Origin of the sequence: Pseudomonas sp. RIT-PI-q (assembly GCF_001297125.1) — a bacterium.
GTDB lineage: Bacteria > Pseudomonadota > Gammaproteobacteria > Pseudomonadales > Pseudomonadaceae > Aquipseudomonas.
Genome location: NZ_LHPC01000016.1, coordinates 1 through 16,399, shown reverse-complemented (window position 1 = coordinate 16,399; position 16,399 = coordinate 1). Strand labels below are relative to the sequence as shown.

14 protein-coding genes, 1 pseudogene and 1 riboswitch are annotated in these 16,399 nt (G+C 59.1%); of the genes and pseudogenes, 6 read left to right on the top strand and 9 right to left on the bottom strand.

The features are described from left to right. Positions 1-182: 182 nt before the first annotated feature. Together metF and ahcY are read right to left on the bottom strand one after the other, a co-directional pair. A complete protein-coding gene (metF, locus tag AEQ67_RS03760; RefSeq protein WP_059402552.1) occupies positions 183-1,028 on the bottom strand; it encodes a methylenetetrahydrofolate reductase [NAD(P)H] in 846 nt (281 codons plus the stop codon). A 195-nt stretch (positions 1,029-1,223) separates the two neighbouring features. Next, a complete protein-coding gene (gene ahcY / locus AEQ67_RS03755) occupies positions 1,224-2,633 on the bottom strand; it encodes an adenosylhomocysteinase (RefSeq protein ID WP_059402551.1) in 1,410 nt (469 codons plus the stop codon). Positions 2,634-2,656: 23 nt separating this feature from the next. Then, positions 2,657-2,759, bottom strand: a riboswitch (S-adenosyl-L-homocysteine riboswitch). 198 nt (positions 2,760-2,957) lie between these two features. Here ahcY and AEQ67_RS03750 point away from each other — a divergent pair. Continuing rightward, positions 2,958-3,350 (top strand): acyl-CoA thioesterase, encoded by a 393-nt coding sequence (locus AEQ67_RS03750; RefSeq protein ID WP_059402550.1) that lies wholly within the window; start codon positions 2,958-2,960, stop codon positions 3,348-3,350. Positions 3,351-3,531: 181 nt separating this feature from the next. Next, positions 3,532-4,410 carry a formate/nitrite transporter family protein gene (locus tag AEQ67_RS03745; RefSeq protein WP_059402549.1) on the top strand — a complete coding sequence of 293 codons (879 nt, stop codon included), beginning with the start codon at positions 3,532-3,534 and terminating at the stop codon, positions 4,408-4,410. A 47-nt stretch (positions 4,411-4,457) separates the two neighbouring features. Here the strand turns inward: AEQ67_RS03745 and AEQ67_RS03740 are convergent, their stop codons facing one another. Beyond that, the gene (locus AEQ67_RS03740; RefSeq protein ID WP_082377774.1) at positions 4,458-6,473 is read right to left on the bottom strand and encodes a patatin-like phospholipase family protein; all 2,016 of its coding nucleotides are present in this window, start codon (positions 6,471-6,473) and stop codon (positions 4,458-4,460) included. A gap of 250 nt (positions 6,474-6,723) precedes the next feature. Further along, entirely contained in the window at positions 6,724-7,893 is a 1,170-nt protein-coding gene (locus AEQ67_RS03735) for an MFS transporter (RefSeq protein ID WP_059402547.1), read from the bottom strand. Between the two features lie 287 nt (positions 7,894-8,180). On the opposite strand from AEQ67_RS03735, the gene AEQ67_RS03730 reads away from it, so the two are divergent. After that, positions 8,181-9,014, top strand: coding sequence for an EamA family transporter (locus AEQ67_RS03730; RefSeq protein ID WP_059402546.1), 834 nt, complete (start codon positions 8,181-8,183; stop codon positions 9,012-9,014). A 31-nt stretch (positions 9,015-9,045) separates the two neighbouring features. Further along, positions 9,046-9,429: an MAPEG family protein gene (locus AEQ67_RS03725; RefSeq protein WP_059402545.1), complete on the top strand. Its 384-nt coding sequence runs from the start codon at positions 9,046-9,048 to the stop codon at positions 9,427-9,429. A gap of 107 nt (positions 9,430-9,536) precedes the next feature. Here the strand turns inward: AEQ67_RS03725 and mltA are convergent, their stop codons facing one another. Next, on the bottom strand, positions 9,537-10,709 hold the full coding sequence (gene mltA, locus AEQ67_RS03720; protein WP_059402544.1) for a murein transglycosylase A: 1,173 nt from the start codon (positions 10,707-10,709) through the stop codon (positions 9,537-9,539). A 127-nt stretch (positions 10,710-10,836) separates the two neighbouring features. Here mltA and AEQ67_RS03715 point away from each other — a divergent pair, with 127 nt between their 5' ends. Beyond that, a complete protein-coding gene (locus AEQ67_RS03715) occupies positions 10,837-11,286 on the top strand; it encodes a c-type cytochrome (RefSeq protein ID WP_059402543.1) in 450 nt (149 codons plus the stop codon). An 83-nt stretch (positions 11,287-11,369) separates the two neighbouring features. On the opposite strand, the gene AEQ67_RS03710 is transcribed toward AEQ67_RS03715, so the two are convergent. The 4 genes from AEQ67_RS03710 to AEQ67_RS03695 form a co-directional block, all read right to left on the bottom strand. Continuing rightward, positions 11,370-11,762 (bottom strand): DUF1090 domain-containing protein, encoded by a 393-nt coding sequence (locus AEQ67_RS03710; RefSeq protein ID WP_059402542.1) that lies wholly within the window; start codon positions 11,760-11,762, stop codon positions 11,370-11,372. Between the two features lie 91 nt (positions 11,763-11,853). Beyond that, on the bottom strand, positions 11,854-13,536 hold the full coding sequence (ligB, locus tag AEQ67_RS03705; RefSeq protein WP_059402541.1) for an NAD-dependent DNA ligase LigB: 1,683 nt from the start codon (positions 13,534-13,536) through the stop codon (positions 11,854-11,856). A 253-nt stretch (positions 13,537-13,789) separates the two neighbouring features. Continuing rightward, the gene (gene metK / locus AEQ67_RS03700) at positions 13,790-14,980 is read right to left on the bottom strand and encodes a methionine adenosyltransferase (protein WP_059402540.1); all 1,191 of its coding nucleotides are present in this window, start codon (positions 14,978-14,980) and stop codon (positions 13,790-13,792) included. A gap of 18 nt (positions 14,981-14,998) precedes the next feature. Continuing rightward, positions 14,999-15,994 carry an ArsR/SmtB family transcription factor gene (locus AEQ67_RS03695; protein ID WP_059402539.1) on the bottom strand — a complete coding sequence of 332 codons (996 nt, stop codon included), beginning with the start codon at positions 15,992-15,994 and terminating at the stop codon, positions 14,999-15,001. Between the two features lie 271 nt (positions 15,995-16,265). On the opposite strand from AEQ67_RS03695, the pseudogene AEQ67_RS33535 reads away from it, so the two are divergent. Then, positions 16,266-16,399: pseudogene (locus tag AEQ67_RS33535) on the top strand (transketolase); the annotation flags it as partial.

The following is a 16,399-nucleotide window of genomic DNA, read 5'->3' as shown; positions in this document are numbered from 1 at the left end:
CGAGAAACCGGAAAGAGCCAGAAACGGGATCCAGAAGCTCTAACCCAGTGTGTTGCTGCACAGTAAAAGGGCATTAAACGCAAAAGATCGCAGCCTCGTTTCACTCGACAGCTCCTACAGAGAACGCAATTCCCTGTAGGAGCTGTCGAGTGAAACGAGGCTGCGATCTCTTGATCTTGCTTTTAGCGCGGCAACTTCAGATTGTTCCACACCGCCAGACTCGCCTCAGCCTGATTCAGTGTGTAGAAGTGCAGCCCCGGAGCGCCACCTTGCAGCAGGCGTTCGCACATTTCGGTGATAACTTGCTCACCAAAGCCTTGAATGCTCTGGGTGTCATCGCCGTAGGCTTCCAGTTGCTTGCGGATCCAGCGCGGGATTTCCGCACCGCAGGCATCGGAGAAGCGTGCGAGCTTGCTGTAGTTGGTGATCGGCATGATCCCCGGCACGATCGGGATGTTCACGCCCATCGCCCGTACACGCTCGACGAAGTAGAAGTAGCTGTCGGCGTTGAAGAAATACTGGGTGATCGCACTGTTGGCGCCAGCGTTGGCCTTGCGCACGAAGTTGGCGAGATCGTCTTCGAAATTTCGCGCTTGCGGATGCATCTCCGGGTAAGCGGCGACTTCGATGTGGAAATGATCGCCGGTCTCTTCACGAATGAATTCAACCAGGTCATTGGCGTGGCGCATTTCGCCACTGGCCATGCCCATGCCCGAAGGCAGGTCGCCGCGCAGGGCAACGATGCGGGTGATGCCGGCGGCCTTGTATTGCGCCAGCAGGCCGCGCAGGTCGGCCTTGCTGTCGCCAACGCAAGACAAATGCGGTGCGGCAGGTACTTTGACTTCGCTTTCGAGTTGCAACACGGTGTTGAGGGTGCGATCGCGAGTCGAACCACCAGCGCCATAGGTGCAGGAGAAGAAATCGGGGTTGTATGTGGCCAACTGACGAGCAGTGGCGATCAGCTTTTCATGCCCAGCATCGGTCTTCGTAGGGAAGAACTCGAAGCTGTAGCGACGGTCTTGGGACATGGTCATATCCTTGGAAACACGTGAGCCTGTGGGGCTGGTTTTTCCGCTATCGACAGGTTGTGTCAATGACACCGCTTTCGCTGGCAAGCCAGCTCCTACGGGGTACAAATGCATTCTCGTAGGAGCCGGCTTGCTGGCGATGCAAGCGACGCGGTGCGCGAGGCGCACCGCAATCGCGAGCAAACCTGTGGCGAATCAGTAGCGGTAAGCGTGCGGCTTGAACGGACCTTCGACGGTCACGCCGATGTAGTCGGCCTGGGTCTTGGTCAGTTGAGTCACGACGCCGCCGAAGCCACGGACCATTTCCAGGGCCACTTCTTCGTCGAGTTTCTTCGGCAGAACTTCAACGGTCAGGCGCTCGGCTTTCTGGGCTGGCGACAGGTCGGCGTACTTCTGGCCGAACAGGAAAATCTGCGCCAGAACCTGGTTGGCAAACGAACCGTCCATGATGCGGCTTGGGTGACCGGTTGCATTACCCAGGTTAACCAGACGGCCTTCGGCCAGCAGGATCAGGTAGTCGTCGTTCTGGGCATCGAATGCGCCAGGACCGGTACGGTGGATCTTGTGAACCTGTGGCTTCACTTCTTCCCATGCCCAGTTCTTGCGCATGAAAGCGGTGTCGATCTCATTGTCGAAGTGGCCGATGTTGCAGACAACAGCGCGCTTCTTCAGGGCTTTGAGCATGTTCGAGTCGCAAACATTGACGTTGCCGGTGGTGGTCACGATCAGGTCGATCTTGCCCAGCAGCGCTTTGTCGATGCTTTCTTCGGTGCCGTTGTTGATACCGTCGATGAACGGCGAGACCAACTCGTAACCGTCCATGCAGGCTTGCATGGCGCAGATCGGGTCAACTTCGGAAACCTTGACGATCATGCCTTCCTGACGCAGGGACTGTGCCGAGCCCTTGCCCACGTCACCGTAGCCGATGACCAGCGCTTGCTTGCCGGACAACAGGTGGTCGGTGCCGCGCTTGATCGCGTCGTTCAGGCTGTGACGGCAGCCGTACTTGTTGTCGTTCTTGCTCTTGGTCACCGAGTCGTTGACGTTGATGGCCGGGATTTTCAGCTCGCCCTTGGCCAGCATGTCCAGCAGGCGGTGAACGCCAGTGGTGGTTTCTTCGGTGACGCCGTGGACGCGGTCCAGGATCGCCGGGTATTTCTTGTGCAGCAGCTCGGTCAGGTCGCCGCCGTCGTCGAGGATCATGTTGGCGTCCCAAGGCGCGCCATCTTTGAGGATGGTTTGCTCAAGGCACCATTCGTACTCTTCTTCAGTCTCGCCTTTCCAGGCGAAAACCGGGATGCCGGCAGCAGCGATAGCGGCAGCGGCCTGGTCTTGAGTCGAGAAAATGTTGCAGGACGACCAACGCACTTCGGCACCCAGGGCAACCAGGGTTTCGATCAGCACGGCAGTCTGAATGGTCATGTGGATGCAGCCGAGGATCTTCGCGCCTTTGAGCGGCTGCTCACCGGCGTATTTACGGCGCAGACCCATCAGGGCCGGCATTTCGGATTCGGCGATGATGGTTTCGCGACGGCCCCAGGCAGCCAGGGACATGTCGGCGACTTTGTAATCGTTAAAATCTGCAGGCGTGATAACAGCGCTCATGATGAGCCTCCATTCGTAATGTATGCGAATGGGCGCCGTTGTGCGTTTAGTGTCTGGTCGCTGGCGACCAGGCAACGCCCCATCCGAGCCTGACAGGTCGAACCTGCTGCAGCGCCCCTCGGACAGGTGGCGGGAAAACGGTATCAATCGAAGATGACCGTTTTGAAACGGTGGCGATTATAGCCGTGTGAGCGATACTTCCAAAGCCTTTCTGTTGATCAATGTCTGAACGGTAATCGAGACCATAGTCGAAGCTTGATAGAGCTCTAGGTCGGGCTCTGCCATGATGCCCACCATCATTCGGCAAGACGCTCAGGAGTGAATATGAATTTCCACACCCGCAAATGGGTAAAACCCGAAGACCTCAACCCCAACGGCACGCTGTTCGGCGGCAGCCTGTTGCGCTGGCTCGACGAAGAAGCGGCGATCTACGCCATCGTCCAGTTGGGCAACCAGCGCGTGGTCACCAAGTACATTTCCGAAATCAACTTCGTCAGCGCCTCGCGCCAGGGCGACATCATCGAACTGGGCATCACCGCCACCGAATTCGGTCGTACCTCGATCACCCTCAAGTGCGAAGTGCGTAACAAGATCACCCGCAAAAGCATCCTGACGGTGGACAAGATTGTCTTCGTCAACCTGGGTGAAGACGGCTTGCCCGCGCCTCACGGCCAGACCGAGATCAAGTACGTCAAAGACCAGTTCAAGGACGAATAACACCCAACCCTGTAGGAGCTGGCTTGCCAGCGAAGGGCACGACTCGGTTTCTGCGGTGATGCCAAGGACGTCTTCGCTGGCAAGCCAGCTCCTACAAGGGCGGTTTCGTTTGGGCGGGTAGTGAACAGCGCCGAACCCCACGTGTCGTACCTACATGACACGCCACCGGTTCAGGAGCTCTATGGACACGCAAAAAGACGGCAAGACCCCGGACCTCTCGCCTAAAGAGCAGCACGAGGTCGACAAGAGCCAGCCTCCGCGTGCCGCGGTGCTGCACGAAATCATCCGCACCCAAGGTGATCAGGAACTCGAACGCAGCGTCGCCGCGTTGTGGTGGTCGGCATTGGCCGCCGGCCTGACCATGGGGCTATCGCTGATGGCCATGGGGTTGCTCAACTCCCGCCTGCCGGACGGCGAAGGCTTCAAGGTCATCGCCAGTTTTGGCTACTGCGCCGGTTTTCTCGCGGTGATCCTCGCCCGTCAGCAACTCTTTACCGAAAACACCCTGACCGCCGTGCTGCCGATCATGAGCAAGCCCACGCTGGCCAACTTCGGCCGATTGCTGCGCTTATGGTCGGTGGTGCTGGTGGGCAACCTCTGCGGCACGTTGCTGGTGGCGTATGTGATGCTGAACCTGCCGATATTCGACAGCAAGACCGACCTGGCCTTCCTCGATATCGGGCGCAAGATCATGGAAAACGACGCCAGCCAGATGTTCGCCAAAGGCATCGTCTCGGGCTGGATGATCGCCACCATGGTCTGGATGATCCCGTCCATGGAGAGCGCCAAGATGTGGATCATTATCCTCATCACTTACCTCATGGCGCTGGGGGATTTCACTCACATCGTGGTCGGTTCGGCCGAGGTCTCGTACCTGGTGTTTGCCGGCGAGTTGCCGTGGAAGGATTTCTGGCTGGTGTTCGCCGGTCCGACGCTGGTGGGGAACATCGTCGGCGGCAGTTTTATCTTCGCGTTGATAAGTCATGCGCAGATTCGCAGTGAGTCCGGCCCACCAAAGGACAAGGGGAGCGAAACGCAGTCAGCGTCTGACGAACACTAGCCGGGCGAGGCATCAAAGCTCGCCCGACCGAACGGACGTCGTGTTTATCAGCCAGGAATCAACCATGCACGGGCTTGATCGACGGTGGTCGAATTGAAAGGACGCGACGAATTCGGGAAGCTCCGCGAGACGTACTGATCGGCAATCCGATGGAGTACAGCGTTGTAATCCTTGGCGCTGGTGGATTTTCGCAGGTCGACGATGGCCTTCTTTAACAGCTTGATGTTCGAATCAGGCTGGTCAAGACGATACACGGAGGGATAGATCACTTCGCGAATGAAGTTTTCGCTTTTGGTGGTGATGTCGCGGGCGCCCATTTCTTTGATCGCTTCGGTCAGGACGGCAGACCTTGGCCCTGTTGTTCCGGAATCCATGCGCTTGACTGCTTGAAGCAGCTCCATGTAATCCGGGACGTTTCCATGATTGAGTTTTTTTGCCAGCCACTCGGCTTTTCCCGGTGTGTCGCCGAGCTGATCCAGAGTATCGATGGCGTTACGCATCTCTGTGGTGAGTGACAGCGAGCCCTTGGTTGTGGCTTTGGCATCAATCAAGGCGTGTTTTAAATCGGTCATTGCTTGTTCAGCTTGCTGCCGGAAAGTGATGGCCGGTTCACTTGCTGGATCGTTCTTCAGCTCAAGCACCGCGGCGTCGTACAGTCGATCATCGAGGGCGAGCAGGGCGCCGCCGATGGAGTTGAAGGTGTACGTTTCGCCGGTTTCATTGCGCCCGGCCAAGTGCATGTGGACTGCACTTTGCAGTTTTTGCTGCAGGTGGTTTTTGTCTTCTATCGGCATGCTGAAATTGACGGTGCCTTTTATCGTGCCGGTAAAGTTGCCGCGTTCGGTCTTTAGAGGAACGATGACCGTACTCTTTTCAAACGCTTTGATGCCATCGGCTTCTTGTGCGTCTCGAGCCGAGTAGGCCACGCCGACAAGCTTGTCGGCCATCGCAGAGGAGAGTGTTCCGCGATCATTTTTTTTGCCGCCATTCTCGCTCTGGAATTTGAGAATCAACTGATCGCTTTCGGGAATTATGCTCATCGGAAATTGAGGCTCGTAAAGCTCCATGACCGGTGTGTTGAGCATGATCCCGCCGTCCTGGAATGCAGTCCGCTCTCCATCAGCCTGAAAAGCCAATCCTTGTTCCGAAGGCTTTTGAAAGACCACAGGCAACGAACCTGAAATATGAGCGGCGGCCGCCACGTCCATGTCGGGCGTCAGGCTGGCATTGAACACCACCATCTGCGGTCGATCGTCGAACATGGCCGTGCCGGTAATGTGCAGTTGCTTGATTTCAGGTATGTCCTTGCTCAGCGTCGCCAGATCACCAAAGGTCACAAAATTCCTGTTCAGTATTTCCTTGACCTGATCTTCAACCTTTTCTGGTAACCCTCGTTGTGAATCGTTACGGGCCTGGTTGAAACGCGCCAGAATTGACTCAATCATCTTTTCGCGGATCAGGGCTTCCAGCGGCATGGCTTTGGTTTGCAGGCGAGGCATCAGGTCGAACAGCAACCTCCCGATGTCGCCAGCCTTTCCCGGGATTTTCGCGGCGCCTTTGCCCAAGGCGGAGCTGGCGTGTTGCAGGGGTCCCAGCACCTTGTTCTGACTGTCGAGCAGTGAAACGAGGTTGGTCTCGTCCGACATCTTGTCGAAGCCTGCGTGGTCCATGCCGCTGGCCAGGAACGCCGCAGAAATAGCGCCGGCCGAGGAACCGGAGATGCTGCGGATCTTGTCCAGTGCCTGATTGTCCTCCAGCGCTTTCACCATCCCGGAGAAGGCGACGCCCTTGGCGCCACCGCCGCTGAGTACCAGGCGTTCGATGTTGGGGCGCTTGAGGTCGATTTCGACCACGCCGTTTTCTTTGTAACGGCGGATAGTCATGTCTCGATCAGTCAATGAGTCCGCAAGCGTTTCGAGCTTACCTTGACCTGTTTCCATTGACCCCTTCATGAAATCACCCCAGTCATGGTCTATCGGACCTGACGTTGAGCGCTGTGCATTATTTTCCGTGAGGGACGATGAACTGGGGGAAGGTGTTAGGGGGTTGCCGATACTGATCATGAGTGCCTCTTCCTTTGAGCGCGTTTGCGGAAGCGGCACTTTAAAAGAGTCGAGGGCGCGGAAGATCGTTGCGTATCAATTGGGAACACAAGCGCAAAGACGGTTGGCGCAGGGCCTTGTCATGAGCTGAAAGGCTCTGTTTAGAGGCTTTCAGCGGGGTGTCAGGCCGCCCGTCGAGCGGCCTGAAGAAAATTCACACAACGGGCGTCCTGAACGCCTCGACGTTCAGGACCGCTTTTCTGACTGGCTGTCAGCCGGACACATTGACCGCAGCCACACCGCGACGTTGCCGGTAAATGAACAGCAGAGCAGCCAGCACCGTCAGCCCGCTGACCAGCGCGCCGGTCCACGGCAAATCCGCGAGATCCGCACCGCTGGCGACGACCAACCCACCAATCCACGCCCCGGCGGCATTGCCGAGATTGAATGCGCTCTGGTTCAGGGTTGAACCGAGATTCGGTGCTTCATGAGCCTGATCGATGATCAATAGTTGCAGGATCGGGCACAGCGCGAAGGCAAAAATCCCCCACAGCACCAGCGTAATCGCCGCCGGGATCACCGAGTGACTGGTCTGGGTAAACGCAGCCAGCACGACCAGCACCGCCAGCGCCATGCCCACCAGCGAATGCAGCAAACGGCTGTCAGCCAGCCGACCACCGAGCACGCTGCCCGCCGTCAAACCCACGCCGAACAACAGCAACATGACGGTTACGCCATGGGGGCTGACGCCGGTGATGTCCTGCAGGATTGGCGCGATGTAGGTGAACACGCTGAACAGACTGGTCGACGCCAATACGCTCATGCCCAGGGCCAGCAGCACATTGAGCTTGCCCAGCACTTTGAACTCGCTGGCCAGGTTGGCCTTGTCCATGGCGATGTCCTTCGGCAGCCAGACCCACTGTGCGATGGCGGCAATCACGCCGATCACCGACACGGCCCAGAACGTCGAGCGCCAGCCGGCGTATTGCCCGAGCGCGGTGCCCAACGGCACGCCAAGCACGTTGGCCAGGGTCAGGCCGGTGAACATCATGGCTATCGCCTGGGCCCGTTTGTTCGGTGCGACCAGTCCGGCGGCGACGACTGAGCCGATGCCGAAGAACGCGCCATGGCAGAGCGCGGTGATCACGCGCGCGGCCATCAACGTGGCGTAATTCGGCGCGAGGGCGCAGAGGATGTTGCCGAGGATGAACATCAGCGTCATGCCCAGCAACGTGGCTTTGCGCGGCATGTTGGCGGTGCCGACCGCGAGGATCGGCGCGCCGAACACTACGCCCAGGGCGTAGCCGGTGATCAACAGGCCGGCGTCGGGGATGCTCACGGCAAGGTCGCGGGCGACATCAGGGAGCAAGCCCATAATGACGAATTCGGTGGTGCCGATGCCGAACGCGGCAACGGCGAGGGCAAGCAAGGCGAGTGGCATGCGCAAGGTCTCTGTCGGTAGTCTTGACGCTTTGATCAGGCATACGCCTGCCGATGACCGTTCTCGAAGAGAGCGGGCAGGAGCAGAAATTATTGGAATTAGTCTGTGCGCAACTGAGTGCGGCGTGGTCGCTTGCAGTATAAACAGCTGCTGACATATGGCGAATCAATTCTCCACCCCGATTCCTTGTAGGAGCGAGGCTTGCCCGCGAAGGCGATCTCAAGGACGCCTTCGCGGGCAAGCCTCGCTCCTACAAGGGAGGGGCGGACAACAAGAAGGAGTGTGCCGTGCTTGCGACGGCTTTGGTGTTAGTGGCGGCGTTGTTGCACGCGGCGTGGAATACCCTGATCAAATTCAGTGCCGAACGGCTGTTGGTGGTGGCCTGCATGGACAGTGTGGCGATGTTGTTTGTCGCCGTGATGCTGCCCTTTGTGGCACTGCCGCCACTGGATATCTGGCCGTGGATTCTCGCGTCGGCAGCGTTCGAGTTGCTCTACCGCTATCTGTTGATCCAGGCGTACCGGGTCGGCGACCTCGGTCTGGTCTATCCGCTGATGCGCGGCTTGTCGCCGTTGGTGGTACTGGCGCTCACGCTGATTTTCGCCGGGGAGGTACTGACCCACCAGCAGATCTTCGGCATCCTGCTGATCCCGTTCGGCATGCTTTGCCTGCTGTGGCAGGGCGGGGGCGGTGCGCGTTTGCCGTGGTCGATGTTGCCGGTGGTGGCGCTGATCGGCTTGTGCATCGGTTGCTACACCTTCATCGATGGCCAGGCCTTGCGGCGCTGGTCTCATCCGCTGGATTACCTGGTTTGGGTCACGCTACTCAGTGCCTGGCCGTTTCCGTTGTTGGCGCTGGTGCGCAAGCGCCCGGCATTCATGCTGTTCTGGCGTGAGCAATGGCGACTGGGGTTGGCGGTCGGGTTTTGCGTGTTGTTCAGCTACGCTCTGGTGCTGTGGGCCATGCAGCTGGGCTCGATTGCCGAAGCGGCGGCATTGCGCGAGATCAGCGTGATTCTGGTGGTGCTGTTTGGCATGCGCTATCTGAAAGAACCTTTCGGCCGGCCACGGCTCTTAGCCTGTGGGCTGGTGCTGATCGGCATGCTGGTAATGAAATTCTGACTGTTCTGAAACGTGAAAAAAGGACTGCTTTATGACGGTTGCTCTGTGGTGCATTTTGATTGCGATTGTCCTGCCCTATATCTGCACGGGCATCGCCAGGGCCTGTGGCGGGTTCAGGCCGAAAGACAACCATGACCCCCGAGACTTTCTCGAATCACTGAATGGTGTGGGTCGCCGCGCGTATGCGGCGCACCTGAACAGCTTTGAAGTGACTCCCGCGTTCGCGGCGGCGGTGATTGTCGCGCACCTGGCCGGCAATGCCGAACTGGTGACGATCAATGTGCTGTCGGTGTTGTTCATCACCAGTCGGCTGCTGTACATCATTTGCTACCTGGCGGACTGGGCGATGTTGCGGTCGCTGGTGTGGTTGGTGGGATTGGGGTTGATCGTCAGTTTCTTTTTTGTGTCTGTTTAGGGGCAAGATCAAAAGATCGCAGCCTCGTTTCACTCGTCAGCTCCTACAGTGACCGTGTCGTCACTTCGATCTCTGTAGGAGCTGGCGCAGCCTGCGATCTTTTGACTTTAAAGTTTGTCAGCCACCTGTGGCACTTGCGGCAACGCCGCGCCTTTTGGCCACAGCATCCAGATTTGCCCCTGCTGTTTCATATCCCCGGCCAGTTGCCCGGCCGCCTCGCCAGTGCCCCAGAACAGGTCCGCACGCACTTCGCCGGCAATGGCGCCGCCAGTGTCTTGAGCAGCCACCGGACGTACCAGCGCGGTGCCGTCCGGTTTGGTGGTCGATAGCCACAACAGACTGCCCAGCGGAATCACCTTGCGATCCACCGCCGCGCTGTAACCGGCCGTCAGCGGCACATTCAGCGAGCCACGAGGCCCTTCGTTGCTGTCCGGGTTACGGGTGAAAAACACGTAGCTGGGGTTGCTGCCAAGCAGTTCCGGGATGCGCGTCGGATTGGCCTTGGCCCAAGTGCTGATGGCGCCCATGGTCACGTCTTCTTTCTTCAGCTCACCTTGCTCCACCAGCCAGCGGCCGATCGGTCGATACGGATGGCCATTCTGGTCGGCATACGCAATGCGCAACTGGCGACCATTGTCGAGCTGGATGCGACCCGAACCCTGGATTTGCAGAAATTGCAGGTTCATCGGATCGGTCAGCCAGGCCACGACCGGTGCCTTGACCCCCTTGGTCTCAATCGTTGCCGCATCGTCGTACGGCTTGAGCACGCGACCTTCGAGTCGTCCGCGCAGGCGTTTGCCCTTGAGTTCCGGATAGAGGCTGTCCAGGGCGACGATGATCATGTCCTCGGGGACGCCGTACACCGGAATGTTCGCCGCTTCGGTCTGGGTCAGGCTGCCGGGGTAGACCGGTTCGTAGTAACCGGTGATCAGGCCGTTGGGATTGTCATTGGCTGCACGCAGGCCGTAAACATCGAGATTCTGCTTGAGGAACCCGCGAATCTCGTTGGCGGTTTGCGGCACGTTGGCGGAAGCCGCGCAGGTCGAACCCCATACCGGATCGGCCTTGAGTCGGGTGCAGGCGCTGCGCCACGAACCGAAGCCGGCGACGAGGTCGTTGTCGGACACGCTCGGCAGCGCTTCCCACGTGGCGCTGGAGTAAGTGGCCAGCGCATGGGTTTTTGGCTTGTTGTTGTCGCCCCCGGTGCAGCCAGCGAGCACGGCCACCATCGGAAGGGTCCAGGCCAGGCTGTGGCGCCATGCCTTGAAACGGCTGTTCATGGAGTAATTCCTTTGCCGGTTGCCTGAGTGCTCCATGCGCTCAAACAACCCGTATTGATAATAGGGCTATTGGTCTTTGCCGATGACACGAGGATACTGGCCGCCGTTCCCGTGACCTGAAGCCACCATGACTCTTAAAAGACTTTCTGTTGTATTGCTGGCCTGTCTGACCTTGTCCGCCTGCGGTGGTGTCGACCCCAACTCGCCGTTGGGTCAGCGCAAGGCGATTTTCAAGCAAATGCTCAAGACCGGTGAAGACCTGGGCGGCATGTTGCGTGGCCGCATTCCGTTCGACGGTCCGAAATTCGCTGACGGCGCAGTGAAGCTCGATGCACTGTCCCATGAGCCGTGGAAACATTTCCCGCAGGTGCGTGAAGAAGATCACACCAGTGCCAAAAGCGATGTCTGGCAGAAGCAGGAACGCTTCCAGGAAATGGCTCGCACCCTTGAAACCGCCACCGGTGAATTGGTGGTTGCCAGCAAGGTTCAACCCTACAAGGCCAGCAACCTCGGCCCGGCAGTGCAGAAGGTCGAAGATGCGTGCAGTGCATGCCATAAAGAGTTTCGCGATCATTGAGATTGTGCGCGTAGGAGCTGGCTTGCCAGCGAAGGGGCCTTCAAGATCGCCAAAAGCTTCGCTGGCAAGCCAGCTCCTACAGGTTATTTGTCTAGCTCATCCAGCGCGTCCTGCAATTCCTTGCGGGATTCGGCGAGTTTGTCTTTGCGCTTGTTGATCTTCTCCGGGTCGCCTTTTTTCATCGCCTTGTCGAGATCCGCCTGACGCTTGCTGACTTCGTGTTTGGCGTCGAGCACCTTGTTTTCCCGTTCTTTCTTCAGGGAGGCGTCGGTGCAGTGGGCGGTGACTTCGTTCAGTGCGGTTTCCAGGCCTGCCTGCTGATCGGCGTTGCCGTGGGATTTGGCCAGCTCGATCTGGTTGATGATGCCCTGTTTCTTGGCGGCGCAGCCGGTCAGGCCCGGAGCTTCTTCGGTGGCCATCAGTGGCGCGGCCATCACGCTGCAAAGGGTCAACAAGGCGAGCGGTAGAAATTTCATAAAAGCTCCATGTGAAAAAGCGATCGTGGCGATGGGTCGTTTGAGCCCAGCCCCACCATAGGGTTCCCGGGTTGAGGCGTATCATCGGCCGCTAAAAACCGTCGACACCCGCAACACGTAATGTTTCGCTCAAGGCCAGTACCTGCGGGTCGCGGAAGAATGCGCTCAATTGCGCTGCGCGTCCCGGGCCGATGCCGGCTTCAGCCTGCCATTGTTCGGTGTTTCGCTGCGCCAGTTCCTGCCATGAATCGGCGAGGCGTGCCTGCCCGGTCGGCGGCAAGCCCAGGGCTTTGAGCCAACGAGCGAAAGGCTGTTGTCGGGCGCTGTTGAAACTGTTCAAAAGACGAGCACTGCTGCGCTCGCCGAAGCCGTCAATGTTAGCAAGCTCTTGGGCATCGAGGGTCAACCAATCCAGCAGGCCGTTCAGGCGGCCTGTTTCGAGAAGTTTCTCCCAAGTGCCAGGGCCGACGTGGGGCAACGCCAGTCCCTGTTTGCCACTGAGCCAGGTCAGGCGTGCAAGAAATTGACTCCTGCATTCCGGTGTTGGCTGCCAGCAACTGAGCTGATGAAAGTCCGCTGCCAGCGGCACCTGTATGTCAGGGCGTTCGGTGCTGCGCAGTATGACGCCATCCAGTCTGGGAATGGTCAAGCCGGCCAGGCTGATGGACACCTGATCGCCGGGGCGGATGTCCAGTTCTTGCCAGCGCCGCAGAGAGCTGAGGCTGACTCGCTTGATCTGCCGGTCATCCAGTTTCACTGGTGTCAGATCCAGCACGGGTGTAATTCGGCCGGTTCGTCCAATCTTGAAGTGAACTTTGCGCACCTCGGCCAGCGCCTGGGCGAATGGGTATTTCCAGGCGACGCTCCAATAAGGCGGTTTTGCCTGCCAGCGCTCGGCGGGCGGGCGTTGATCCTGGCGCAGGACTACGCCATCGCTGGTAAAGGGCAGGGGCGTGCGATACCAGTGCTCGCGCCAGCGTTCAGCGTCGGCAAATGCCTTGATCGGCTGACTGTAGGGCGCGGTGCTCGGGAAACCCAGTTCATCCAGTGCCGACACGCGGGCGGACAAGCTGCCCGATCCTTGGGGCCAGTCCCAGACAAACAGACCGATCCTTTCGGCTTGCTCGGCGTTCAATTCCTTGCGCGCCATCAAGCCCGCTACGGTGGCGCGGGCGTTGAGGCTGCCGGCCTTGGCTTGAATGTGCGCGGTCAGGCGCCAATAGAGTTCGCCCTGGACCAGCAAATCCAGCGGCTGTGGCAGTCGTTGAGGGATGGCGGCGATCTGCCGCGCCGAGGCCGTCCAGTCCTGGCCGTTTACGCCGTCCCCGCGACTGATGGCCTTGGCCAGCAAGCCTTTGTGGTAAATCAGTGTCACTGCCACGCCGTCGACTTTGGGTTGGACCCAGATGTCCGTGCGGTCACGCAGCCAGTTTTCGACGGCGGGCCCATCGCGAAGTTTTTCCAGGCCGGTATGGGCAATGGGATGGGGGATTGTGCCGCCCGCCGTGCGCAGTGGTTCTGCGGGTGGGCGTGGTGAGTCGAAACAGTGCTGCCATTCAGTCAGGCGGGCGCGGGACTGATCGTAGAGTTCATCGGCGATCAATGAGCGGCCTTGGCGATGATAGTTATCGTCCCAGAGGTCGATTTGTTTTTGCAGGGCGGTGATTTCGTTTTGGGCGCGTCCTGGCGGCCAGTCGGGGCACTCGGTGGCGTTGGCGGTCAGGCAGGCAAAGGTCAGCAGGAAACCGAAAGACAGGTGCAGGGAGGGAAGCATTGTGAGCGTCCTTGCTCAGGGGAATGCTTCAAGGCTAGTCAGTATTTTGGGGGGAGGCAGAAGGGTGTTTTGCCGGGTGTTTCTGGTGGTGACTGGGCCGGCGCCTTCGCGAGCAGGTTCGCTCCCACAGGGGAATGCGGTCAACTGTGGGAGCGAACCTGCTCGCGATGGCCGCGACTCGGTCTTGAGTGAAGGCAATAAAAAGCCCCGCACGGCGAACCGTGCGGGGCTTTTGGTTCCGCCGGGGGAAGTCTTACAGGCCAGCAGCAGAGCGCAAGGCGTCGACGCGGTCGGTTTTTTCCCAGGTGAAGGTGGTGAAGGTATCGTCACCCACGGTCTTGGTTTGCGGAGTGCGACCGAAGTGGCCGTACGCCGCGGTTTCCTGGTACATCGGGTGCAGCAGGTCGAGCATGGTGGTGATTGCGTACGGACGCAGGTCGAACACTTCACGGACCAGATTGATGATTTTCTCATCGCTGATCTTGCCGGTGCCGAAGGTGTTCAACGAAATCGACGTAGGCTGGGCCACACCGATCGCGTAGGAAACCTGAATCTCGCAACGCTCGGCCAGGCCGGCAGCGACGATGTTCTTGGCCACGTAACGACCGGCGTAGGCGGCCGAACGGTCGACCTTCGATGGATCTTTACCGGAGAACGCACCGCCACCGTGACGAGCCATGCCGCCGTAGGTGTCGACGATGATCTTGCGACCGGTCAGGCCGCAGTCGCCCACCGGGCCGCCGATGATGAACTGGCCGGTCGGGTTGATGTGGAACTGAGTGTCTTTGTGCAGCAGTTCGGCAGGCAGCACGTGCTTGACGATCAGCTCCATCACGCCTTCGCGCAGGTCTTTGTACGACACTTCAGGGTTGTGCTGGGTCGACAGGACAACAGCGTCGATGCCGACCACCTTGCCGTTTTCGTAACGGCAGGTGACCTGGGACTTGGCATCCGGACGCAGCCACGGCAGCAGGCCGGATTTGCGGGCTTCAGCCTGGCGCTGCACCAATTGGTGAGAGAAGGTGATCGGTGCAGGCATCAGCACGTCGGTTTCGTTGCTGGCGTAGCCGAACATCAGGCCCTGGTCACCGGCACCCTGGTCTTCAGGCTTGGCACGGTCGACGCCCTGGTTGATGTCGGGGGACTGCTTGCCGATGATGTTCATCACGCCGCAGGTTGCACCGTCGAAACCGACGTCGGAACTGGTGTAGCCGATGTTGGTGATCACGTCACGAACGATCTGCTCCAGGTCAACCCAGGCCGAGGTAGTGACTTCGCCGGCGATGATCGCCACACCCGTTTTCACCAGAGTCTCGCACGCCACGCGGGCGAACTTGTCTTCAGCAATGATTGCGTCCAGCACCGCGTCGGAAATCTGGTCGGCGATTTTATCCGGATGCCCTTCAGACACGGACTCGGAGGTGAAGAGGGAGTATTCGCTCATCTCGATGTTTTCCTGAAATTACCGATGGTGAGTGTCGCCAGGCGGTCGCTGAAAGTGGCGGACCTGAATCTGGAAACCATTACGTAAGCCTACATAGAGGCTTTCCCCGGGAACGAGTCCCGCAGCGGTGGCCCAACGGGCCAAATCGTCCTGTTCAAACCCCAACCATAGATCACCGCAGGCCTCCCTGGCCCAACTCTGGTTGTGGCTACATAAATCGGTCACTAGCAGGCTGCCACCTGATTGCAGCAAGCCGGCCATGTGTTTGAGCGCTTCGGCCGGCGCGGCAAAATGGTGCAGGACCATGTTCAGTACAACGCAATCGGCCTTGAGGCTGACGCCGTTCAGTGCGTCGGCCAGTTGCAGGTTGACGTTGCTCAGCGTTTCACGCTCGCAGACCTGGCGCGCCAGATCGAGCATGGCCGGGCTGTTGTCCAGCGCTGTCACCTGAGTGAAGCGGCGCGCCAGTTCCGGCAGGAATGCACCGTCTCCGGGGCCGACTTCAATGGCGGTGGCGCCTTCGCTGAAACTCAACTTATCGAGCAGGGCCACCACGCTTTCGCGGTATTGCGGCAGGCCGGCGATCAAGTCTTGCTGGGCGCGAAACTTCTCCGCCACCCGTGAGAAAAAGTCCTGGCTGGCCGCCGCTCGTTGCCCATGGACCTGACCAATCCGCGACTGCACATCGGCAGGCAGGGTCAGGTTGTCCACTTCTTCGAGCAGGGCTGCATGCAGCTTGCCGCCCGGCAGGTCGGTGTGGGGCAGGGCGCGACGGTAGAAAATCGCGTTGCCTTCACGGCGCGTCGCCACCAGGTCGGCCTGGGCCAGTACCTTGAGGTGATGACTCATGCCGGACTGACCGATGCCGAAGATCTGCGCCAGTTCCAGCACGCCAAACGAATCGTTGGCCAGCGCGCGCAATACATTCAGGCGCAGTGGATCGCCAGCGGCTTTGCACAGGGCCGACAGCTCATCGCAATCGTCATGTCGAATCGAGGGCGCGCGTAAATTCATAAGGCCAGCAGTCTAGTGACGGTCAGAAAGCATCGCAAGGGCAATATCAAAAAGTTTTGATATTGCTCGATAGATGGCACTTCTCGGCGTTAGGTTTAGTCAACAAATGAACAGCGGAAAGGTTTCACCCGTCGAATACGCTGTTAACCATTGGAAAAACGCCTTCAGATGATTATCTGTCATTGCCCCGAGGCGGGTGGGTGAGGGAAAATGCTCGCCTTTTTTCCGTTTCGTTTTATTCACTCTCGATTCAATCCGCAGGAGAACAGCGATGCCCAGCCGTCGTGAGCGTGCCAACGCCATTCGTGCCCTCAGCATGGATGCCGTGCAAAAAGCCAACAGCGGCCATCCCGGTGCCCCTATGGGTATGGCGGATATCGCCGAAGTACTTTGGGGTGACTACCT